Below are 21,185 nucleotides of genomic sequence, written 5' to 3' on the forward strand. Positions count from 1 at the left end.
AACATATCAAAGGAAAACACTTTCTCTGAACGACGCGAGTTCTCTCGATGCTCAAACATCCTTTGAATAGTTATTCGATTATTTCTATTCTTACTTCATCTTATTCCTCTAAAGGAAGTTCTGCTTGCGTTTCTTCGGGTATTTCTACATCTTCACCGATCCCATAAGCCGCCCGGACTAAAGCAGAAACTTCTGCCATCATTTCGGGATGAGTGGACATGTAATTTTTTGCATTCTCACGACCTTGTCCAATACGATCTTCTTTGTAAGAATACCAAGCACCACTTTTATCAACGATATCTTTTTCAACCGCCATATCAAGCAATTCTCCTTCTTGAGAAATTCCTTGCCCATACATCACATCGACTTCAGCAATTTTGAATGGTGGCGCTACTTTATTTTTAACTACTTTGATCTTCGTACGGTTCCCAACAATGTCTGTTCCTTGTTTCAATTGTTCCGCACGGCGCACTTCTAAACGAATCGTTGCATAGAATTTTAATGCACGTCCCCCAGGTGTGATTTCAGGATTACCGAACATCACTCCAACTTTTTCACGAATTTGGTTAATGAAAATAGCGATCGTTTTTGTTTTATTGATCGACCCAGATAGTTTACGCAATGCTTGTGACATTAATCGAGCTTGTAACCCTACGTGAGAGTCACCCATTTCTCCATCGATTTCAGCACGTGGAACTAAAGCTGCAACCGAATCGACTACTACGATATCTACTGCACCACTTGATACAAGCGCATCAGCGATTTCTAGTCCTTGTTCCCCAGTATCTGGTTGTGAAAGAAGTAATTCGTCAATGTTTACCCCTAATTTTTGAGCATATTGTGGGTCTAAGGCATGCTCAGCATCGATAAAAGCGGCTGTTCCGCCATTTTTTTGTACTTCAGCGATTGCATGCAAGGCAACGGTTGTCTTACCTGAACTTTCAGGACCATATACTTCAATGATACGTCCTCGTGGGTAACCACCAACACCTAAAGCAACATCTAATGCAAGAGAACCACTTGGGATAGTCGAAACTTGTTGGTCGATTTTTTCGCCAAGTTTCATGATCGAGCCTTTCCCATAGTTCTTTTCAATTTTTTTCAACGCAGCATCTAAGGCTGCTTTACGATCATCTGCCAATACGATAATCCTCCTTATATTCACAAATCAGTGCGACATTTCATTGTACTAATCATATCGTTTTTAATGACAAAAAGCAAGAAAAAACCGAACAAATATTCGCATTTATTTTTTTCTTAATAGTTGTCTTCTAATGAGATCAAATCCTTGCATTACTGCGCTATTCCTTATATGAGAACGGTCTCTGGTAAATTGGTATTTCTGCGAAATGACCTCCCCTTCGCTTGTTGCAACCGCGATCCAAACTGTTCCAGCTGGCTGTCCTTCTAAGGTATCTGGTCCAGCCACTCCAGTAAACGAAATCGCATAATCTGTTTTTGCTAAATTACGTGCTTGGATAGCCATTTGTTCTGCACATTCTTGGCTGACGGTTCCATGCTGCTTCAATAGTGCATCATCGATGTGTAAAAATTCTGCTTTAGTTTCTAAAGAATAGGTAATGAAGCCTCCTGGGAAGACTTGAGAAACACCAGAGATCTCTCCCAAAGCTGATTGAAAGGCTCCAGCAGTCAAACTTTCTGCTGCAGTTATTGTTTGGTTTCTTTCCTTTAATAATTCTACGACCACTTTAGGCAATGAATTATCATCACCATATCCATAGAAGTACTCACCTACTCTCGCCAATACTTTTTCTTCCAAAACAAGTAAGGCTTGGTTTCCTGCATGTTTGTCTTTGGTCTTCACAGTTAATCGTAAAGTGACTTCGTTAGGTTTTGCGTAAGGGGCAATCGTTGGGTTGATCTGTGTTTCAATCAAGTCTTTTAATTCTGTGACTAGTTGGGATTCCCCGATACCGTAAAAACGTAAAACTTTTGAGATCAGCATTTCTTCAGATGGAAAGTTTTGCTCCAATAATGGGCGAGCTTGTTCAATGAACATTGGCTTTAATTCGCTCGGTGGTCCAGGTAACAAGAGATAGACATGGTCTGCTGTTTGATAGAACGTACCTAATGCTAAGCCTGTGCGATTAGGTAAAGCAATCCCCCCATCGATGATTTGTGATTGTTGTAAATTATTTTCAGTCATTTTACGCTTGGTCGTTTCAAAAAATGCTAACAATTTTTTATAGCCTTCGGTGTTTTGGATCAATTCTTCCCCTAGATGTTTCGCAGTAACTTCTTTCGTCAGGTCGTCTTCTGTCGGTCCCAACCCTCCACATAAAATGATCAAGTCACTTCTGGTTTCTGCTAATTGGAGTAATGATTCTAAGCGGTCGGGATTATCACCAACCACCGTTTGATAATACACATCAATCCCGAGGTCTGCTAACTGTTCAGATAAAAACGTGGCATTCGTGTTGACTACTTGTCCTAGTAAAAGTTCTGTCCCTACTGCTATGATTTCTGATTTCATTTTTTCGCTTCCTTCATTACAACAGACGAATTCTCGTTGGCCTGTTTTGGTCTCTTCTCAATCTCTTTTTATCTACTAATAGTATACGCCATTTGCTAAACGTTTCATTTATCATTTGCTCATTTTCTGATAAAGAGTTTCATCATTTTCATCTTCATCATAAGATAGCTAGGCATCTAGCTAGTTTAGAAAAATGGCGATCAAATAAATGATTGAAACGTGAATCAGCATAAATAAATTCGTCTTACCCCAAAATATAAAATGTTATTTTGGGGTAAGACGAATTATCGAAATGGTACATCTTTGTAAGGAATCTTACATCGAACCTTTGAACACACCACTATTTTTCATAAAATAATCAACACCTGAATAAATCGTGAAGATCAAACAAGCATACAGTATGATTTGATCCATCGGTAAATTGATCAGATTAAATGGAATATTATTGATGAATAACAAAATAATAGCCACCATTTGCGTAGCCGTTTTTACTTTTCCTGGCCACGCTGCTGCCATGACTTCCCCATCTTCGACTAACAATAGTCGCAGACCGGTAACAGCTAGTTCTCGACAAACGATAATCGCAACTACCCATCCTGGTGCCTTACCTTGCCCCACCAACATGATAAAAGCGGTCATCACTAACATTTTATCTGCTAATGGATCAGCAAACTTTCCAAAATTGGTGACTAATCCTCTGGCACGAGCAATTTTTCCATCGAGCCAATCGGTAATACTTGCTAAAGCAAAAATAATCGCTCCTACTAATTGCGTCACAGCAAGTGATGTTGTTCCTACGGTTACTTGTCCCCAATCTAAGGGTAATCCGACAACTAAAATAAAAATCGGGATCATACAAATTCTAAGTACAGTTAATTTATTTGGTAAATTCACACTATCCACTCCTTTCTTCCCTATTCTACGTGACTCGTTCTAAACTTTCCACCGATAATGATCAGTTTTTATCAGCAGTCGTGAAAAAAGATAAGCACCTAAGATGAATCTGCCTTCCCAGGTACTTATCTTGTTTTCTTTTTTCACATCATTCTACTTATAAGCGATTTACTCTGCATACTGTAGTGTCAATGTGACATTTTTAGGATTTTGATTATTCGCTCCTGGATTAACAGGGATTTCTTCCCCGTTTATCTTAACCGTTGCATTACTTGCAGCTCCTAATCGAATCGTTGCATTGGTTGCCGTTTCCGGTAATTGCGTGCTTTGTGTTTCATTTGCTGCTAATGTCCCTTGATAAACATAGGCATTATCCACTAATACACCGATCCAAATTCGGTTAGTCGCTGCAAATTCAAGTGTAACAGGTTTTTTCGCATCCGTAACATTCACTGCGATCGTACTACCTGTGTCTTCACCAGCCGTAATCGCCATCTTTTTCTCTTCTTGTGTTGTTGAAGTGGTTGTCGTACTTGTTGAAGAAGAGGATTCACGCTCTTTCTTAGTGCTAGATGTCGTTTGTGTAATTGCACCGTCAACCGAAACTGAAGTTGCCGTTGTATCAATAATCGGGTCAGATTTTCGATCCTGCCAAGTCATATAACCCACAACAGTAATAATTGCTAAAGCGACTAAACCAAGTAAAATAACCGGTAGACTTGTCCAAAACTTACTTGGATTGGCTTCTTCCTGATGCATAGCTTTTCTCGAACCACTCACTGTTTCTGGTTCAGGACGTGCGACAACTTCTCCAGCTGATAATTTGCTTTTCCCATCAAATACATCAACTAAATGATCGCCATCTTCACCGACAGCTTCTGCATATTGACGAATAAATGCCCGAACATAAAATTTTCCAGGTAGTTGATCAAAATCATCATTATCGATTGCTTCTAGATAACGTTTTTGAATTTTCGTAATCTGCTGTAATTCATCTAAAGATATTTTCTTATTTAGGCGAGCTTGCCTTAATGTTTCTCCGATGGTTTCAAAAGCCACTCGTTCATCTTCTCCAGTCTTTTTATTCTAACCAGCAATTGTATAAACGCTAGTCGTCTAATTGTTCCTTTTCGTTAAGAATGTAACACGCCATACACCAACGCCCATTTTTTATTCTTTATCTTCTTAAGAATACCATAAACGAAGTTATCTTAGGGTAACATTGAATGCACTCTATAACGAAATTTAAGAGTTTAACTACTTTCCCATTCGTCATCTCTACTTCTATATCAGACATTTGGCTGCATATAAAACTCACTGAACGCTTCTTCTTTGATAAAAGAACGACCTACTTTTAATACATCTGCTAATTGAATGGATTCAATAATTTCTGGTAAATCAAATAATGTTTGATCCCCAAATAGGCTTTGCGTGAATTGGTTTGCAATGTATTCCAGTGAATTTAATGTTTGGAAATATTGTCCTAACATCTTTTTCTTCAACAATGTTAGATTTTCTTCAGACAGTTCTTGATCCTCTTCAAAATGCAGAAGAATTTCTTTCACTTTTTCAGCTGCTTTTTCTGGCTGATCCGTGTCTCCGCTAAAGTCAGCAAAATGAAATTCTCGATCTAAACTAAATTCAAAACCGAAGCTGTCATCAATTAAACCATCATTGTACATTTTCAAATAATTTTGAGAAGTATTCCCTAATAACAATTGGAATAAAAGATTGAGAGCAGTCTTGTATCTCAATAATTCCTTCCCTTCTGCTGGTAAAACATCTAGCCCTTTGATTCCCAAGACAAACTTATCTCTAGTGATTGCTGAGCGCATTGAGCTTTTCGCAATAATATCACCATTATTGTCAGGGAAATAACGTTCGATTTTTTGAGCTGGTGGAAAATCCTTAGCATTTTGATTGGTTCGAATCAATTCCATCAACTTTTCCGGCTCTAATTTTCCTACTACGAACAAGACCATATTACTTGGCTGATAAAATGTCCGATAGCACGTGTATAAATCATCAGCAGTGATTGCTTCAATACTTTCAACTGTGCCAGCTATATCGATATGCAAAGGATGTTCAGGGTATAAATTATTCAAAATGCCAAAAAACATCCGCCAATTTGGATCATCTTCATACATTTGTATTTCTTGCCCAATGATCCCTTTTTCTTTATTAACTGTTTCTTCCGTAAAATAAGGTGCTTGGACAAAATCAAGTAAAGTCGTCAAATTTTTTTCAACTTGATCTGTCGTTGAAAATAAATAACTTGTTTTGGTAAAACTGGTAAACGCGTTAGCTGAGGCCCCTTGTTGTCCAAATAATTGAAAGACATCGCCATCCTCTTTTTCAAACAATTTATGTTCCAAGAAATGGGCAATACCATCTGGAACTTTTATCTTTTTATCTGAACCATATGGAATAAATTCATTATCGATCGAACCGTAATTTGTACTAAATAAACCATATGTCTTATGGTAATCATTTTTAGGTAATAAATAAACAGTCAAACCATTTGGTAATACTTCATGGTACAGTGTTTCGTTGATTTGATCATATTCTGTTTTATTCATTTGTTGTACCTCCGTCTAAAAAGAAAATTGCCTGCAACTCGATTTGTCGAGCTATTTTTTGGATGTCTTCGACCGTTACTTTTTCCATCCGTTTTAACCATTCGTCAGCTGTTAATTTCGTTTCTGGCAACCAATTCTCTAAATAGGCAGTCTCGACAGCTACTTGTGGGGCATCTAATGATAATAGATATTGGTTTCGTAACATGGCCTTAGTTTGTGTCAATTCAAGTTCTGTGACTTCCCCATTTCGTAGACTTTCTAATTGTTCATGGATCAGATGCAATACTTGGTTACGTTTACGTCCATCAATTCCTGTTTGAACACTTAGGAACCCACGAAAAGTATCAATGCTGCTGGAAGCATAGTAAGCTAGGCTCTCTTTTTCACGAACATTCATAAATAATTTAGAGTGTGGGAAACCGCCAAATAATCCATTGAAGACCATCAATGAAAAACGATCCGGTTGGTCATAATAGACATTGGTTTGATAAGCCAAATTTAATTTCGCCTGAGTCACTGGTTCTTCGATCTGTCGCTCTTTGATGATATTTTCTTGCGGTTGGCTATAAAAAATTTCCGGGTGTAATCTTTCTCGCTCTGGAAATGCCCATTCACTAAAAGCTGCTTGGACTTCTGCAGGAGAGACATCTCCCACTACGAAGATATCGATCTGATCTTCTGTGATCATCTGATGATAATAGTCAGCTAACACTTCAGCTGTGAGTTCATCTAGATCTTCGATTGTTCCAAAACTTGGTATTTTCTGCGCCTCCGACTGATCAAAATACAACTCTTGAAGCGCCAGTGAAGCCATCGTTTGCTTGTCTTCATTTAAGCTCTCTAAATAAAGTTTCAAATTGTTTTTTTCTAAAGCAAAAGTGGCTGGATCAAATTTTTCCCCCGTAATGTTTGGATAAAAGAGAACTTCTTTCAAAAAAGCAACAGCTTGGTTTAAAATGCTGGTATCGTTGATATACTTGCCATTGACAAAGTTGATGCTAGCATCCAACCAGTGAAGATTGCCTTTTTTTCTCACGGACGTTCCAAAACTAGCACCATAAAGATCCGCCAATTTTGCACTTAACTGAGTCTGGTCAGGATAATTTAAACTGTTCGTTTCTAACAAGCTACTTAAAAGGGAACGTTTCGTGATGACTTCTTTTTTTAAACGCGTAGTAAAGCGAACAAAGATACGAACCGTTTTATATTGTTTTGTTTGCAAGACGTGGAGGTTTACACCCTCTGCCAGTTGATATGTCATAGTACATGCTCCTTTATTAGCAGTTCGTTCTCCGACATGGTTGATTTTATCTTGGAGGATAAAAGAATATGTGGCTACTATTTTTTACTGCTTTAATTCTCTCTTGCATCACTTAAGAGTCACCTTCTAGTATAGCATATAAGTACTTGAACGACAGACCTTAGCCATAAATGCATGTCGTTTTTATATTTTTTTATTCTTCGTTATACTAAGGATAAGTGAGAGGAGGAGAAAAATGATTAAAGAATTTAAAGAGTTTATTATGCGTGGCGACGTATTAGATTTAGCCGTTGGGGTTGTTATCGGGAGTGCATTTACTAGCATTGTCAATCAGATCGTTCAAGGTTTGATCACACCTCTTGTAGGCTGGGTTGTAGCGATGATTACTGGCACGTCTGATTTGGAAGGCGCCCTTTCTATCTTGGACTGGTCACCTACTAAAGGAGTTACGTTTGCTTTCGGCAATGTTATTAGTGCAATCATAACATTTATTATTACAGGGTTTGTCTTATTCTTAGTGGTAAAAGCAGCCAACCACGCTAAAAGATTACGTCCTGAAAAAGAAACAGAAGAAGCACCTGCCAAACCAACTGCTGAAGATTATTTGAGCGACATTCGTGATCTACTTGCACAACAAACAGCAGAAAACAACGGACGACCAACTACACAAGCAACCGTTGATCAGACAACTGAAAAATAAAGAAAACTAAATGATACAAAAAAGAACAGCTATCAGTTTTCACTGTAACTGTTCTTTTTTGTATTGCGCTACCTATCGTCATGATCACTTTAGCTCGATTTTTTCATATCGATATGGGGGATGTCATCTTCTAAATAAACATCTGAAATGGCCTCGAATCCAAATGACTCATAAAAAGATTGAAGATAGACTTGCGCCCCAATGACGATCGGTCGTTGCGGGTAATTGGCTTCAATTACTTCCATCGTACGTTGCACGATCTTACGTCCCAACCCTTCTTTACGATGCTCACTATTGACCAACACTCGACCAAAATGAATGGTTCCATCTTCTTCAAAAATACGTGTATAAGCAGAAATTTTCCCTGCTTCATCTTTGAAATACGTATGCCAAGCTTGGCTATCAATTTCATCCACTTCTTGGTAGGGACAATTTTGTTCTACGACAAAAACAGCAATGCGTTCTTTGACAATCTCATAAAATTCTTGAGTGGTCAAATCTGCAAATTTTTTTACATAATGTTCCATTTGAAAGTGCCTCCAATTCTCTTTTTTTCAGCATACCTATTTCCAAACAAAAAAGCAAACGAACCTTATAAAAAACTAGGCTCGCTTGCTTTTTAAACTGCTTCAGTTAAAAATTCAATCTCGACTGTTCGAGTAAGTACATCTGAATAGCTATACGATACTCGTTCAAAAGAATTTTCTTCAGGATCCAAATCAACAACGAATACTGAAGGATAGGTTTCTGTTAAAACGCCTCGGCGTTCTGTTTGACGCTTTCTTCCTGTCTGAGCAACCAGCATGATTGGGCTGCCGATACGACCTTCTAAATCTTTTTTGATTGTAGCTAAAGTTGTTGGCATACAGTTCACCTCATTACCCAATATACCACACTTTCTAAAAAATTTCAAGTTTACCATATAAAAAAAAGAAATGCAATAAAAACAAATAAGAAAAACATTAATAATTTTATAAATTATTCCTCATGATAATTTTTGAGATGTTGTTTTATTTTAAATTTCACACGGCTATACGCACTCTTGACTTGTTTGACATCCATTGAAAGTTCCTCTGCCATCCTCTTGAAATCGGTTCCTTGCATATAATAATAAAATATTTTTGCTTCCTTTTTTGAAAATTTGATTTCGCAATCTTCAATGGCTTCATTTAACAGTAATCGTTGCATCGCAAGTGGTTCTTGAGTAGTGATTTCTGCTAAAAAGTCCGGACCTTCTGTTTCAACCTTCTGATCAATCGATAATTCATCTTTTTGGTCTCTACGTTTCAAGGCATTTTGTTTTCTTAATAATGAATAAATTTGATTACTGATAATGCTTTTATAATAGCTGCCAAAGCTAACGCCTTTGTTATTTTCATAAGTCTTTAAAGCTTGGTATAAGGCGATCCTTGCTTCTTGTTCCCAATCTTCATACACATAATTTCTTAGGTAGTACATATTTTTTAAACGTAACAAAAGTGGAAAATATTTTTGATATAGGATAGCGAATGCTTCTTCATCACCGTCACGTGCGGCGCGCAATAACTCCTCAGACATAAAATAATTCCTCCATCTCTTTCGATTATGGAGGAATCTTACCATCAATCATCCGATTGACTAATCATATAACTATGTTATCTACCTTTTCGCATTAAATCGTCTAACTTTTGGGACAATTTTTCTAATTGTTCTTTACTCCAAGGCGAATTACGACGAAAATTATCAAATTGCATATTTATATTATCTTGTGCAATGTTTTTCTCTGTTTTCTGGATCGTTTTGTATAATTCATAGGCAGAAGTCCGCAAAGCCCCTTGTGAAAAGATCATCCATTGCTCGGCTAAGTCACTCGTGGCAACAGTTACTTGCGTTAAACGATCATTCAATTGGCCAGCAATACGTTCAATATAGCTATCTGCCGTTTCATCTTCTTTTGTAAAGACGACTTCTAATTGGTATTTCTTATAGTTTTGCTGAATGCCTGGAACCAATTGTGCATCAAAAACAACTATCACTTCAATTCCTTCGTATTTGGCATAATTTGACAAACGATGCAACAAAGCTTCTCTAGCATCCGCCATCTTTTCTTGTTTTTTCAACAAAACGAGTTCTGGCCAAGAACCGATCATGTTATAACCATCAACAATTAGGAGCTGCTTTTTCATCTGATCACTCTCCTTGACGTTGAGAAAAAGCTTGATACATCAACAATCCAGCAGCAACACTCGCATTCAAACTTTGAACGTGACCGACCATTGGAATGGTCAAAAGTTCGTCCATTTCTTTTTTCAATCCAGGACTCATTCCTCGTCCTTCATTACCAATCACTAAAGCAATAGCGCCTTTTGCATTCCATTTTTGGAAATTTGTACCATCCATATCTGTCCCAAAAACCCAAAAACCGGCTTCTTTTAGTTGTTGGACCGCTTGAACAAGATTAGTCACTCGTGCTACAGGTACATGTTCGACTGCTCCAGTAGAGGTTTTTGTAACGATTGGCGTAATGCCTACCGCCCGATGCTTAGGAATGATTACGCCGTCTACCCCACTTGCATCCGCTGTTCGTAGGATCGAACCAAAATTGTGAGGATCTTCAATACTATCTAAAATGACAAAGAAAGGTGTTTCTGTTTTTTCTTTGGTTTGCTGAAGAAGCTGGTCTAAGGATAAATATTCATACGGGGTAATCGCTAAGACTACTCCTTGATGTACACCATGATCACTTAATGTATCTAATTTTTGTTTTGGTACCCATTTAACTGGTACAGCTTGATCTCTAGCAATGTTCTTTAACTCTTCGGTTTTTTCTCCCCGTGAGTCCTCTTGTAAAAATAATTTATTCCCTCTACCTTGTTGTAAGGCTTCTACTGCTGCATGATGACCAAAGACAAAATTATCTTCGATTGCTTCCTCTTTTTTCTCCCCAACTACAGGTTCATAGGAAGTGTCATAATGGTTTCGCTTTTTTTGCGATTTTTTCTGTGATGAAGCGTTCATTGGCTGTTTCGTTGCTTTTTTACGTTTGTTATAATGACGTTCTTTTTGTTCTCTACCCATTTTTTTCACCGACTTTCTGGATACACCATTCAATTAATTCTTCTAACCGTTCTGTTTGTTTCGTCAAATGCAGATACCCCATCAAAGCTTCAAAACCTGTGGCAATTCGATAAGTTGTGACATCTGCATTTTTTGCACTTGTATGACTTTTGGCATTTCTACCACGACGATAAAAAGTTTCTTCTTCTGGTGTCATCAATTTTTCTTCTAGCATCTCTTTAATCAGATAAGCTTGTGCTTTTGCTGAAACATAATTCGTGGCTGCTTTATGAAGTTTATTCGGTTTAGTCGCCCCTTGTTCGATCAAATAGTCACGAATATAGATCTCATAGATGGCATCTCCTACATAAGCTAAAGCTAGTCCGTTTAATTGTGTATAGTCTTTCATGCTTCTCTTCTCCAACGAGTTCCTTGCGGTGTGTCATCAAGCAAGATCCCTTTTTCTTTTAATTGGTCACGGATTTCGTCACTACGGGCAAAATCACGATTTTTTCTTGCTTGCGTACGTTCTTCGATCAACTGCTCGATTTCTTCATCAAGTAATTCCTCAGATGTAAATAAAATACCAAAAATAGCCAACCATTGGGTAAATAATGCTTCCCCGTTTGCTAGAACATCCGCTGAAACAGTTGTTTTCTCCAAATACGTGTTTAACCATTTTGCCAATTCATAAACGACGGTAATTCCATTCGCAGCATTAAAATCGTCGTCCATTTCTTCAATAAAGCGTTGTTCGATTTGTTCAAGTTCAGCTAAATACTTTGTGTCATCCGCCAGAGATTTTTCTGCTGTTGCTAGGCGGAATTTAAGATTATCAAATGTATTTCTTAAGCGTTGCAAGTTTGTCGCTGCTTCCTTCATCGTTGCCTCACTATAACGAATCGGTCGGCGATATTGAGTTGTTGCCATGAAGAAGCGTAACACTTGTGGATCTACCGTTTGGATCATTTCATGGACAGTAATAAAGTTACCTAATGATTTACTCATTTTCTGATCATCATCGCCAATCGTGACGTAACCATTGTGCATCCAATAATTGGCAAATTTCTTTCCCGTTTTTGCTTCGCTTTGGGCAATCTCATTTTCATGATGTGGAAACTCTAAATCTTGCCCACCACCATGGATATCAATTGTTTCCCCTAAATGTTTCGTTGCCATAACGGAACATTCGATGTGCCATCCTGGACGTCCGGGTCCCCATGGAGAATCCCAAGAGATCTCATTAGGTTTTGCTTTTTTCCATAGTGCAAAATCAAGCGGATCTTCTTTCTGACTTTGTTCTGCTCCCGTCCGTTGACTCGCGCCCACTTCTAACTCATCAATCGATTGATCACTAAGTTGTCCATAGGTTGAAAATTTTCTTGTACGGTAGTAGACATCGCCATTTGATTCATATCCATAACCTTTTTCGATCAATACTTGGATGAAAGAAATAATATCTGGCATATGATCCATCACACGAGGATGCGCTGTAGCTGGCTCCACATTCAACGCCTTGGTATCTTCTTCAAATGCTTGGATAAAACGGTTGGCTACTTCTGGCGCCGTGATCCCTAATTCATTAGCAGCACGAATGATTTTATCATCTACATCAGTGAAATTGGAAACATAATCGACTTGATATCCCCGATATTCAAAGTAGCGTCGAATCGTGTCAAAAGCAATCGTGCTGCGGGCATTTCCAATATGAATATAGTTATAAACAGTCGGACCACACACGTACATACCGACTTTTCCTGCTTGAATCGGTACAAATTCCTCTTTTTGTCTAGTCAATGTATTGTAAATTTTTATCATTCTGATCTCCTCACTTTTTCTCCATTAATCCGTACTACTTTTGCAGGAACCCCCACGGCTGTAGCATAATCTGGAATGTCTTTTAAAACGACTGCACCGGCACCAATCTTCGTATGTTTCCCAATCGTGACCGGTCCTAATATTTGAGCATTGGCAGAAAGCATTGCCCCTTGTTTCACTGTGGGATGCCTTTTGCCCGTTTCTTTACCTGTACCACCTAACGTAACTCCATGAAAAAGAACTACATCATCAGCGACCTCTGCGGTTTCTCCAATCACGATCCCCATCCCATGATCGATAAAAACACCTTGTCCGATCTGGGCTCCAGGATGTATCTCGATTCCTGTTATAAATCGCCAAAATTGTGCATTGATTTTTGCCAGCAAGTAAAGTTTATGCTGATATAAGTAATGTGACACCCGATGCCAAAATAAGGCATGAAACCCTGGATATGTCAAAACGATTTCTAATGTTGAACGAGCAGCCGGGTCATTTTTTTTAGCTGCCTCTACCGCTCGGGCAAACCACCCCATCGTCATCGCTCCTTCCTCTCAATAATTTATGTAGTTCTCTGACAAATAAAGAAGCGCCTTTAACAAGTTTCCTTATTAAAAGACGCTAATTGGCGTGGTTCCACTTTTATTTATAATCAGATATGATTACCTCTAGCTGTTAACGTAAGCTTACACGTTCTCGACTACCTGAAATTCGTCACAAAGAGATGTGTCTATTTCACTCGCCGAAACCACTCCCAGAGGCATTTCAGTAAACATCAATCAGTGACTTCCACCGCCCGTCACCTCTCTTGAGATCAATGATTACTTACTTCTTTCTGTTCATCGTGTTTAGTTGATGACTTGATTTAAATGTGCTAATGATTTTTCACGACCAAGCAATTCGATCGTATCTGGTAATTCTGGTCCGTGCATTTGTCCTGAAACAGCTACTCGGATCGGCATGAAAAGATTTTTACCTTTAACGCCAGTTTCTTTTTGGACAGCTTTGATTGCTGCTTTTACGGTTGGGGCATCCACGACTTCCATTTGTTCTAGTTGTGCTTTAAATGCATTAAGAACAAGTGGAACAGTTTCGCCTGCTAATACTTCTTTAGCCGCATCGTTCAATACAGGATGTTCATTGAAGAATAAGGAAGAAGCTTCTACGATTTCAGCTGCGTAACTCATTTGTGGTTGATACAGACTAACGATTCTTTTGACCCATTCGATCGTTTTTTCATCAGGATTTTCTTGTACTCGACCGTCAGCGATCAAGTAAGGCAAGCACATGTCTGTTAACTTATCTAAATCCATTTCTTTCATGTAATGGTTATTCACCCATTGTAATTTCTTCGCATCGAAGGCTGCAGGTGATTTACTCAAACGATTTGGATCAAACATGTTGATCAATTCTTCTTGGTTGAAAATTTCGTCTTCGCCTACTGGTGACCAACCTAATAATGCAATAAAGTTGAACATTGCTTCTGGTAAGTAACCTAATTCATGATACTGTTCGATAAATTGTAAAATCGATTCATCACGTTTACTTAGTTTTTTCCCAGTTTCTGTATTGATGATCAATGTCATGTGACCGAATGTTGGTGGTGTCCAACCAAAAGCTTCATAGATCATCAATTGTTTAGGTGTATTTGCAATATGGTCATCCCCACGTAAGACATGAGTAATCTTCATCATATGATCATCTACAGCTACAGCAAAGTTATATGTTGGCATACCATCACGTTTTTGAATGACATAGTCGCCACCGATATTATCTGATTCAAAGGTGATATCCCCTTTGACCATATCTTTGAACGCATATTCCGTATTACGTGGTACACGGAATCGGATCACTGGTTCAATCCCTTGCGCTTCTTTTTCTGCTTGTTCTTCTGGTGTTAGATTTGCACAAGTACCCGCATAATGAGGCATTTCTCCACGTGCACGTTGTTCTTCACGAGTTGCTTCTAACTCTTCTTCTGTACAGTAACATTTGTATGCCCGATTACTTGCAAGAAGTTGATCAATCAAAGGCTGATAAATTTCTTTTCTTTCAGATTGACGATAAGGACCATATTCTCCAGGATTTTCAGGAGATTCATCCCAATCGATACCTAACCAAGCCAAATTTTCCAATTGGCTCTTTTCACCATCTTCAATGTTTCGTTTTTGGTCTGTGTCCTCAATACGAATAATAAAGTCTCCATCGTTGTGGCGAGCAAATAGATAATTGAACAATGCTGTTCGAGCATTCCCAATATGTAAGTGCCCAGTTGGACTTGGTGCATAGCGTACGCGTACTTTCGTCATTTTCTTCCTCTTCTTTCAAACTAGACTTTAAAATATGAGACAAAACACGAAAAACATGTTCTGTTTTACATCCTCATATTTCTTAAAGGCTTTTTCATTAAAATGAAAGCCACTCAGCACAAATTTTACCTTTAATATGGGAAATAGTAAAGCCAACTGGTTGAATTTCCTTACCAGTTGGCTACTTTTTATACTCATATTCCGATTTTTCTTTCGTTAAGCATGTTTACTTTTTTCAGTTTCTTTTTTATTGTCTTTATTATCGATCCCACGACCTGCATGGGCTGGTTTTGCAAAAATCATCCGCCCGGCAGCTGTTTGTAAGGCACTTGTAACAACCACTTCGATATGTTCGTTCATATAATGCTGTCCATCTTCCACGACCACCATGGTGCCATCATCGAGATAAGCAACCCCTTGTTGACGTTCTGTTCCTGCTTTTACGACTAAAACATTCATGTTTTCACCTGGAATAACTACCGGTTTTACTGCATTCGCTAAAGCATTGATATTCAACACTGGTACATTTTGAAACTCTGAGACTTTATTTAAGTTATAATCATTTGTCACGATGACACCATCTAAAATTTTCGCTAATTTGATCAATTTGCTGTCCACTTCAGTGATATCTTCAAAATCACCGTCATACATTTCAACAGAGATTCCTTCTTCTTTTTGCAAAGCATTGAGGATATCCAGCCCGCGGCGTCCGCGAACACGTTTTAGGCTATCGCCAGAATCAGCAATATACTGTAATTCATAAAGCACAAAATTCGGAATCATCAGTGTGCCTTCTAAAAAACCAGTTTTGGTGATGTCATAGATTCGTCCATCAATGATCACGCTAGTATCTAAGATCTTGTATTTATGAAAGTTCTCGCCTAATTTCCGTTCCAGTATTTGGCTCTCCACTTGACTAGGTGTTTCTTGTTCCACTTTCTTGTTTCTTGAACCAAAGATTTTTTTCCATTCATCGATTCGAGTGGTTCCCATCCTGAATCCTAAATAGCCTAAAATAACCATTAATAAGATGGGAAGAACACTATTTACAAACGGAATTTTCAAATTATATAGTGGCGTTGAAATAATTACACCTAAAGTTAGCCCGATAATCCCACCAATTGCACCAAACAATAGGTAAGTTAAACTAACCTCACTTAATTTTTCCTCAATTTGCTTGATAACAGCTGAGATATGTTTTGCCAATAGCAAAGACAATAAAAAGAAAATAAGTGCACCTAACAGGCTATTGGTAAATGTATTATTCAGCCATCCATTTGTTTGCTGACCAATTGTCTGCCAAGCCATTGGTAAAAAAGAAATACCTAAGCTGGCACCGACAATAATCATCAGCAAGGTGATGACACGTTTTTGCATACTCTTTCCTCCATTTCTTTAATTTTACTATTTTTAACGAAAGACACGTTTTAACGTTTCCGCCAAGGTAGCGACACCTACGACTTCAATGCCAGTCGGAGGATTCCACCCTCCTAGATTGTTCTTTGGCAAATAAACTTTTGTGAAACCCAGCTTTTGTACTTCTTTGACACGCTGTTCAATATGACTGACACGGCGAATTTCGCCCGTCAACCCGATTTCGCCAATAAAACATTCTGTCGGTTGTGTCCCTTTTTCTTTGTAACTGGAAGCAATACTCACAGCAATCGCTAAATCAATGGCTGGTTCATTTAATTTTACCCCACCTGCTGCTTTTAAGTAAGCATCTTGATTCTGCAACAGTAAGCCTGCTCGTTTTTCGAGAACTGCCATGATCAATGATACTCGGTTAAAATCTAAGCCAGTAGTGGTTCGTTTAGCATTTCCATACATTGTTGGTGTTACCAGTGCTTGGATTTCCACTAAAATTGGGCGGGTACCTTCCATCGCCACAACAATCGCTGAGCCTGTTGCTCCTTCTAATCGTTCTTCCAAAAAGATTTGGGAAGGATTCGCAACTTCTTCTAATCCATGTTCATGCATTTCAAATATACCAATTTCATTTGTTGAACCAAATCGATTCTTTACTGCTCTCAAAATACGAAAACTATGATGCTGTTCTCCTTCAAAATACAAAACAGTATCAACCATATGTTCAAGCATACGTGGACCCGCAATCGATCCTTCTTTCGTTACATGTCCTACGATAAAAATCGCAATCCCATTTGTTTTCGCTATTTTCAACAACTCAGCAGTCGTTTCTCTCACTTGACTGACACTCCCTGCTACACTCGTAATATCAGGTTGTGTCATCGTTTGAATCGAATCAATGATCACATAATCTGGTGAAATCTGTTCGATGGCACGGCTAATTTCATTCATATCAGTTTCAGCATATAAGTAAAATTCTGTATTTATTGAACCCAAACGCTCGGCACGTAATTTAATTTGTTCTGCACTTTCTTCTCCAGAAACATATAATACTTTCCCGCCGATATCAGCTAATTGTTGGGATACTTGTAAAAGTAATGTGGATTTACCGATGCCTGGATCGCCACCAATCAAAATCATTGACCCCGGAACGACGCCCCCGCCCAAAACTCGATTCAATTCATCTAATTTTGTTTTGACTCGTGGTTCCTTTTTAGGAATCACTTCTGCAATTTTCGTTGGTTTGGCTTTTTCTCCAGTCAAACTTGTTCGTGTTCTACGGTCAGTCGTATCTTGCTCGATTTCCTCGACCATCGTGTTCCATTTCCCGCAATTTGGGCAACGCCCTAAGAATTTAGGCGAAACATAGCCACAATTTTGGCAAACAAACTGGACTTTCGCTTTTTTTGCCATTGTCCCGCCTCCTTAAATAATTATTTTTGAATTAAATAAACCTTGAGTAGTTATACATCTGATGAACCAAAGCCACCTTTACGAGCCTGTTCTGTTTGGTCTTGATCTGCTTTTAAGAATGGCAAGAAAATTCCTTGTCCAATTCGCTCACCTTTTTTGATGACAACATCCTTCAAACCAAAATTAGTAAATTGGAACATGATATGCCCTTCATTTGCATCATTATTATAGTAATCACTATCAATGACACCTACTCCATTACTTAAAACTAAAAAACGCTTCAACGGATTACTTGAACGATTGGCTAACTGTAAAAATTCATCTTCTCCCATATAGGCTTTGATCCCAGTTGGAACAAGAACTGGTTTTAATTTTTTCTCGTCGACTGTTGTTTCTTCATTTTTCAATACCTCTGAAAGAGCTGTTATCCCTTGTTTTAATCCAGCTTTCCAAATACTTGGAATAACAATATCTTCTGCCGCCTCAAAATCATATCCAGCAGCATGATGAGTTGCTCGTTGAGGTAATTGTATCTTTTGTTGTGCATATGTTGAAATAACTTCAAATCCTCTTTTTCTCACCGAATTTCCTCCCAAAATAGACTATATTTATTTTACCATATTCATGATACCAAAAGGACGACTTAAAAAATTCTTCATTAATTTATGTTAAGATGAATAAAATACTGCTGTCATAAAAAAATAAATTTTATACATGACTTTATGGTGTAAAACAAGTAGAATAGAACGAAATCAAAACGTGTATTTAGTTAGAGGTGTCACATGCGAAAAGAAGTTACAAAAGCCAAACGAATTGTTATTAAAGTGGGAACGAGTACTTTAATCTATCCCAATGGAAACATCAACCTCGCTGCGATTGATCAGCTTGCCTTTGTCTTGTCTGATCTTCGGAATCAAGGGAAAGAAGTCGTATTAGTTTCATCCGGCGCTGTTGGTGTCGGGATGCACAAAATGAATCAAGCTACACGCCCCACAACGATCCCGGAACAACAAGCAATTGCTGCGATCGGACAGGCAGAATTGATGAACATTTATAATCAACGTTTCAGTGTTTACAATCAGCAAACAGCTCAGATCCTCGTTACTCGGGATGTGATCGATTTTCCTCAAAGTCGAGTCAATGTGATCAACACACTTGAACAGTTATTAGCAATGGGAACCATCCCGATCGTTAATGAAAATGATACTGTAGCAGTCGATGAACTTGAACATACAACGAAATTTGGTGATAATGATCAACTATCTGCGATCGTTACAAAATTGATCACAGCAGATTTATTAATTGTTTTATCTGATATTGACGGATTTTATTCCGCCGATCCTTCAAAAAATCCAGACGCAAAGATGTATCAAACCGTTTCGGTCATTGACGAGTGTTTAATGGCACAAGCGGGTGGTGCTGGCAGCACCTTTGGAACAGGAGGAATGTCTAGTAAGTTACAAGCAGCATTACGTATTTTTGAAGCCAACAGTACAATGATCCTGGCAAACGGAAAAAATCCTACCATTATCTTCGATCTTTTAGCCGGTAAAGAACTTGGAACCTTATTTAAGGAGGAACACATATGACTGATTTAAATCAACTTGGAAAAAATGCAAAACAAAGCGCCCAAACTCTTGCTTTGATGAGTACAGAACAGAAAAATGACCTTCTCAAACAGATGGCATTGATGCTCAAAAAAAATCAAGGAGCGATACTTGAAGCCAATCAGAAAGATTTAGAGCAAGCAACCGAAAATCAGATGAGCGAAACGATGCTTGACCGCTTACGCTTAACGCCTGAGCGTATCCATGATATGGCTGAAGAAATCAGTAAAATCGCTTCATTAGAGGATCCAATTGGAAAAGTAGAACAAATGTGGAAGAATGCTGATGGGTTACTGATTGGAAAAAAACGTGTCCCACTTGGTGTCATCGGAATCATTTATGAATCTAGACCGAATGTGACGACTGATGCAGCCAGCTTGGCTTTTAAATCAGGAAATGCCGTTATTCTTAGAGGCGGAAAGGAAGCTTTCTTTTCCAATCAATTATTAGTGAAGCTTCTGCAACAAACGTTAACTGATGCTGGCCTGTCTCCTTACGCTGTTCAATTTGTGGACGATACATCTCATGAAACGGCTGCTGAATTAATGAAATTAACAGAGTACTTAGATGTGTTGATTCCTCGAGGCGGCGCAAATTTGATCAGAAGAGTGAAGGAACAAGCCACAGTCCCAATCATTGAGACTGGCACTGGTAACAATCATATTTATATCGATAAAGATGCTCAGTTGACCATGGCAACGAATATCATCGTCAATGCAAAAGCTTCTCGTCCATCTGTTTGTAATGCTGCAGAAACATTGTTGATCCATTCAGAGATCGCCCCTTTCTTTTTACCTGTTATTGAAAAAGCATTAGTAGATCATGGGGTTTCTCTACGTGCAGATACGCGTGCCATGGAATATTTAGAAACTGCAACCCTTGCAGAAAAAGCTGATTGGGATACGGAATATCTAGACTATATTCTGGCTGTGAAAGTCGTTGATTCTTTAGATGAAGCGATCGACCATATCAATCGCCATAATACAAAACATTCTGAAGCCATCGTTACGGATAGTTACCAAGCAAGCCAACGTTTCTTGAACGAAGTGGACGCCGCTGCGGTTTATGTGAATGCCTCAACTCGTTTTACTGACGGAGCTGTTTTTGGTTTTGGTGCTGAAATCGGTATTTCTACTCAGAAATTACATGCTCGAGGTCCGATGGGATTGAATGAACTGACCTCTACGAAATATATCATTTACGGCGAAGGTCAAATCCGCTAAAATGTTTCACACGAAACATTTTAGTCTTCACAATAAAAATATGACAAAATTTTTCTTTATTTTTTGATTCTTGAAAAGTTTTTTAGTTAGAAAGGTTACTTTTATGTTCGAAATTTTCACGATATTTTTAGTATACTTGATTTCTTTAAACATCGCTGCCTTTATAGGAGTGATGATTTTAGCCACTTTTTTCCAAATAAAAAAAAGAAATTTTAATCCCACTCAGGAAAAATGGCAAGTTTATCTTCAAAAAATTGGTCCTAAAGGCATTGTTCAAAGGCTACATGTTAGTTATATGCTCGCTTTAGGCATTTTAGCTGTGATCAATTACAATCTAGCGTTCCACCATTCGATTGCTTATACGATCACTTTATTGATTGCCGGAATTTTCCATTTGTCTTTCAAATATCAATTAAACAAAAACAACTTACCCAAGCGCTTTAACTAGAATGCCTCATAACTACAATGAGTGAAATAAGCTATTAT

The 21,185-nt window shown here is 38.2% G+C and carries 22 protein-coding genes and 1 other annotated feature; of the genes, 4 read left to right on the forward strand and 18 right to left on the reverse strand.

The window, feature by feature from the left end; translation table 11 throughout:
- Positions 1 to 100: 100 nt before the first annotated feature.
- From recA to yfmF, 6 genes are all read right to left on the reverse strand, one after another.
- Positions 101 to 1,141 carry a recombinase RecA gene (recA, locus tag IGK91_RS12300; RefSeq protein ID WP_010720621.1) on the reverse strand — a complete coding sequence of 347 codons (1,041 nt, stop codon included), beginning with the start codon at positions 1,139 to 1,141 and terminating at the stop codon, positions 101 to 103.
- 105 nt (positions 1,142 to 1,246) lie between these two features.
- Positions 1,247 to 2,494: a competence/damage-inducible protein A gene (locus IGK91_RS12305; RefSeq protein ID WP_010737269.1), complete on the reverse strand. Its 1,248-nt coding sequence runs from the start codon at positions 2,492 to 2,494 to the stop codon at positions 1,247 to 1,249.
- 315 nt (positions 2,495 to 2,809) lie between these two features.
- Positions 2,810 to 3,388 (reverse strand): CDP-diacylglycerol--glycerol-3-phosphate 3-phosphatidyltransferase, encoded by a 579-nt coding sequence (gene pgsA, locus IGK91_RS12310; protein ID WP_010737268.1) that lies wholly within the window; start codon positions 3,386 to 3,388, stop codon positions 2,810 to 2,812.
- Positions 3,389 to 3,556: 168 nt separating this feature from the next.
- The gene (locus IGK91_RS12315) at positions 3,557 to 4,447 is read right to left on the reverse strand and encodes a RodZ domain-containing protein (RefSeq protein ID WP_010720624.1); all 891 of its coding nucleotides are present in this window, start codon (positions 4,445 to 4,447) and stop codon (positions 3,557 to 3,559) included.
- A gap of 230 nt (positions 4,448 to 4,677) precedes the next feature.
- Positions 4,678 to 5,967: an EF-P 5-aminopentanol modification-associated protein YfmH gene (gene yfmH, locus IGK91_RS12320; protein WP_034867280.1), complete on the reverse strand. Its 1,290-nt coding sequence runs from the start codon at positions 5,965 to 5,967 to the stop codon at positions 4,678 to 4,680.
- Positions 5,960 to 7,228: an EF-P 5-aminopentanol modification-associated protein YfmF gene (gene yfmF / locus IGK91_RS12325; protein WP_010737266.1), complete on the reverse strand. Its 1,269-nt coding sequence runs from the start codon at positions 7,226 to 7,228 to the stop codon at positions 5,960 to 5,962. Before yfmF ends, yfmH begins: the two co-directional genes overlap by 8 nt.
- Before the next feature lie 235 nt (positions 7,229 to 7,463).
- Between yfmF and mscL the strand changes: the two genes are divergently transcribed.
- Positions 7,464 to 7,928 (forward strand): large conductance mechanosensitive channel protein MscL, encoded by a 465-nt coding sequence (mscL, locus tag IGK91_RS12330; RefSeq protein WP_010720627.1) that lies wholly within the window; start codon positions 7,464 to 7,466, stop codon positions 7,926 to 7,928.
- A gap of 89 nt (positions 7,929 to 8,017) precedes the next feature.
- Here the strand turns inward: mscL and IGK91_RS12335 are convergent, their stop codons facing one another.
- The 12 genes from IGK91_RS12335 to IGK91_RS12390 all read right to left on the reverse strand — a co-directional run bounded on the left by IGK91_RS12335 (position 8,018) and on the right by IGK91_RS12390 (position 18,450).
- Positions 8,018 to 8,455: a GNAT family N-acetyltransferase gene (locus tag IGK91_RS12335; RefSeq protein WP_010720628.1), complete on the reverse strand. Its 438-nt coding sequence runs from the start codon at positions 8,453 to 8,455 to the stop codon at positions 8,018 to 8,020.
- A gap of 92 nt (positions 8,456 to 8,547) precedes the next feature.
- Positions 8,548 to 8,793, reverse strand: coding sequence for a Veg family protein (locus IGK91_RS12340; RefSeq protein WP_005875105.1), 246 nt, complete (start codon positions 8,791 to 8,793; stop codon positions 8,548 to 8,550).
- A gap of 113 nt (positions 8,794 to 8,906) precedes the next feature.
- Positions 8,907 to 9,485, reverse strand: coding sequence for a sigma-70 family RNA polymerase sigma factor (locus IGK91_RS12345; RefSeq protein WP_034700053.1), 579 nt, complete (start codon positions 9,483 to 9,485; stop codon positions 8,907 to 8,909).
- A 77-nt stretch (positions 9,486 to 9,562) separates the two neighbouring features.
- Entirely contained in the window at positions 9,563 to 10,093 is a 531-nt protein-coding gene (locus tag IGK91_RS12350; protein WP_010737264.1) for an NYN domain-containing protein, read from the reverse strand.
- 4 nt (positions 10,094 to 10,097) lie between these two features.
- Positions 10,098 to 10,985, reverse strand: a complete 888-nt coding sequence (gene rlmB, locus IGK91_RS12355; RefSeq protein WP_010720632.1) for a 23S rRNA (guanosine(2251)-2'-O)-methyltransferase RlmB — start codon at positions 10,983 to 10,985, stop codon at positions 10,098 to 10,100.
- Entirely contained in the window at positions 10,978 to 11,373 is a 396-nt protein-coding gene (locus IGK91_RS12360) for a Mini-ribonuclease 3 (RefSeq protein WP_010720633.1), read from the reverse strand. Before IGK91_RS12360 ends, rlmB begins: the two co-directional genes overlap by 8 nt.
- A complete protein-coding gene (gene cysS, locus IGK91_RS12365; protein ID WP_010737263.1) occupies positions 11,370 to 12,782 on the reverse strand; it encodes a cysteine--tRNA ligase in 1,413 nt (470 codons plus the stop codon). Before cysS ends, IGK91_RS12360 begins: the two co-directional genes overlap by 4 nt.
- Complete coding sequence (epsC, locus tag IGK91_RS12370; protein ID WP_010720635.1) at positions 12,779 to 13,315, reverse strand: serine O-acetyltransferase EpsC; 537 nt, start codon at positions 13,313 to 13,315, stop codon at positions 12,779 to 12,781. The genes cysS and epsC overlap by 4 nt, the downstream gene beginning before the upstream one ends.
- A gap of 75 nt (positions 13,316 to 13,390) precedes the next feature.
- Positions 13,391 to 13,631, reverse strand: a binding site (T-box leader).
- Entirely contained in the window at positions 13,628 to 15,088 is a 1,461-nt protein-coding gene (gene gltX, locus IGK91_RS12375; protein WP_081123398.1) for a glutamate--tRNA ligase, read from the reverse strand. It overlaps the preceding feature by 4 nt.
- A 216-nt stretch (positions 15,089 to 15,304) precedes the next feature.
- Positions 15,305 to 16,465 (reverse strand): PIN/TRAM domain-containing protein, encoded by a 1,161-nt coding sequence (locus IGK91_RS12380; protein ID WP_034867277.1) that lies wholly within the window; start codon positions 16,463 to 16,465, stop codon positions 15,305 to 15,307.
- Positions 16,466 to 16,498: 33 nt separating this feature from the next.
- Entirely contained in the window at positions 16,499 to 17,869 is a 1,371-nt protein-coding gene (gene radA, locus IGK91_RS12385) for a DNA repair protein RadA (RefSeq protein ID WP_010720638.1), read from the reverse strand.
- Between the two features lie 50 nt (positions 17,870 to 17,919).
- Positions 17,920 to 18,450 (reverse strand): dUTP diphosphatase, encoded by a 531-nt coding sequence (locus tag IGK91_RS12390; protein ID WP_010720639.1) that lies wholly within the window; start codon positions 18,448 to 18,450, stop codon positions 17,920 to 17,922.
- Positions 18,451 to 18,651: 201 nt separating this feature from the next.
- On the opposite strand from IGK91_RS12390, the gene proB reads away from it, so the two are divergent.
- The 3 genes from proB to IGK91_RS12405 all read left to right on the forward strand — a co-directional run bounded on the left by proB (position 18,652) and on the right by IGK91_RS12405 (position 21,147).
- Complete coding sequence (gene proB, locus IGK91_RS12395) at positions 18,652 to 19,458, forward strand: glutamate 5-kinase (protein WP_181934444.1); 807 nt, start codon at positions 18,652 to 18,654, stop codon at positions 19,456 to 19,458.
- Entirely contained in the window at positions 19,455 to 20,699 is a 1,245-nt protein-coding gene (locus tag IGK91_RS12400; protein ID WP_010737261.1) for a glutamate-5-semialdehyde dehydrogenase, read from the forward strand. Before proB ends, IGK91_RS12400 begins: the two co-directional genes overlap by 4 nt.
- A gap of 103 nt (positions 20,700 to 20,802) precedes the next feature.
- The gene (locus IGK91_RS12405; protein WP_010720642.1) at positions 20,803 to 21,147 is read left to right on the forward strand and encodes a hypothetical protein; all 345 of its coding nucleotides are present in this window, start codon (positions 20,803 to 20,805) and stop codon (positions 21,145 to 21,147) included.
- Positions 21,148 to 21,185 lie beyond the last annotated feature (38 nt).

The sequence above is a fragment of the Enterococcus sp. DIV1208 genome, assembly GCF_050530455.1.
Lineage (GTDB): Bacteria > Bacillota > Bacilli > Lactobacillales > Enterococcaceae > Enterococcus_B > Enterococcus_B hirae.

Coding starts and splice junctions, on each gene's coding strand:
- IGK91_RS12350 (WP_010737264.1), bottom strand. CDS start 10,093: ATGAAAAAGCAGCTCCTAATTGTTGATGGTTATAACATGATCGGTTCT.
- yfmF (WP_010737266.1), bottom strand. CDS start 7,228: ATGACATATCAACTGGCAGAGGGTGTAAACCTCCACGTCTTGCAAACA.
- rlmB (WP_010720632.1), bottom strand. CDS start 10,985: ATGGGTAGAGAACAAAAAGAACGTCATTATAACAAACGTAAAAAAGCA.
- IGK91_RS12335 (WP_010720628.1), bottom strand. CDS start 8,455: ATGGAACATTATGTAAAAAAATTTGCAGATTTGACCACTCAAGAATTT.
- epsC (WP_010720635.1), bottom strand. CDS start 13,315: ATGGGGTGGTTTGCCCGAGCGGTAGAGGCAGCTAAAAAAAATGACCCG.
- IGK91_RS12340 (WP_005875105.1), bottom strand. CDS start 8,793: ATGCCAACAACTTTAGCTACAATCAAAAAAGATTTAGAAGGTCGTATC.
- mscL (WP_010720627.1), top strand. CDS start 7,464: ATGATTAAAGAATTTAAAGAGTTTATTATGCGTGGCGACGTATTAGAT.
- IGK91_RS12360 (WP_010720633.1), bottom strand. CDS start 11,373: ATGAAAGACTATACACAATTAAACGGACTAGCTTTAGCTTATGTAGGA.
- yfmH (WP_034867280.1), bottom strand. CDS start 5,967: ATGAATAAAACAGAATATGATCAAATCAACGAAACACTGTACCATGAA.
- IGK91_RS12380 (WP_034867277.1), bottom strand. CDS start 16,465: ATGCAAAAACGTGTCATCACCTTGCTGATGATTATTGTCGGTGCCAGC.
- IGK91_RS12345 (WP_034700053.1), bottom strand. CDS start 9,485: ATGTCTGAGGAGTTATTGCGCGCCGCACGTGACGGTGATGAAGAAGCA.
- gltX (WP_081123398.1), bottom strand. CDS start 15,088: ATGACGAAAGTACGCGTACGCTATGCACCAAGTCCAACTGGGCACTTA.
- IGK91_RS12400 (WP_010737261.1), top strand. CDS start 19,455: ATGACTGATTTAAATCAACTTGGAAAAAATGCAAAACAAAGCGCCCAA.
- IGK91_RS12405 (WP_010720642.1), top strand. CDS start 20,803: ATGTTCGAAATTTTCACGATATTTTTAGTATACTTGATTTCTTTAAAC.
- IGK91_RS12305 (WP_010737269.1), bottom strand. CDS start 2,494: ATGAAATCAGAAATCATAGCAGTAGGGACAGAACTTTTACTAGGACAA.
- radA (WP_010720638.1), bottom strand. CDS start 17,869: ATGGCAAAAAAAGCGAAAGTCCAGTTTGTTTGCCAAAATTGTGGCTAT.
- cysS (WP_010737263.1), bottom strand. CDS start 12,782: ATGATAAAAATTTACAATACATTGACTAGACAAAAAGAGGAATTTGTA.
- proB (WP_181934444.1), top strand. CDS start 18,652: ATGCGAAAAGAAGTTACAAAAGCCAAACGAATTGTTATTAAAGTGGGA.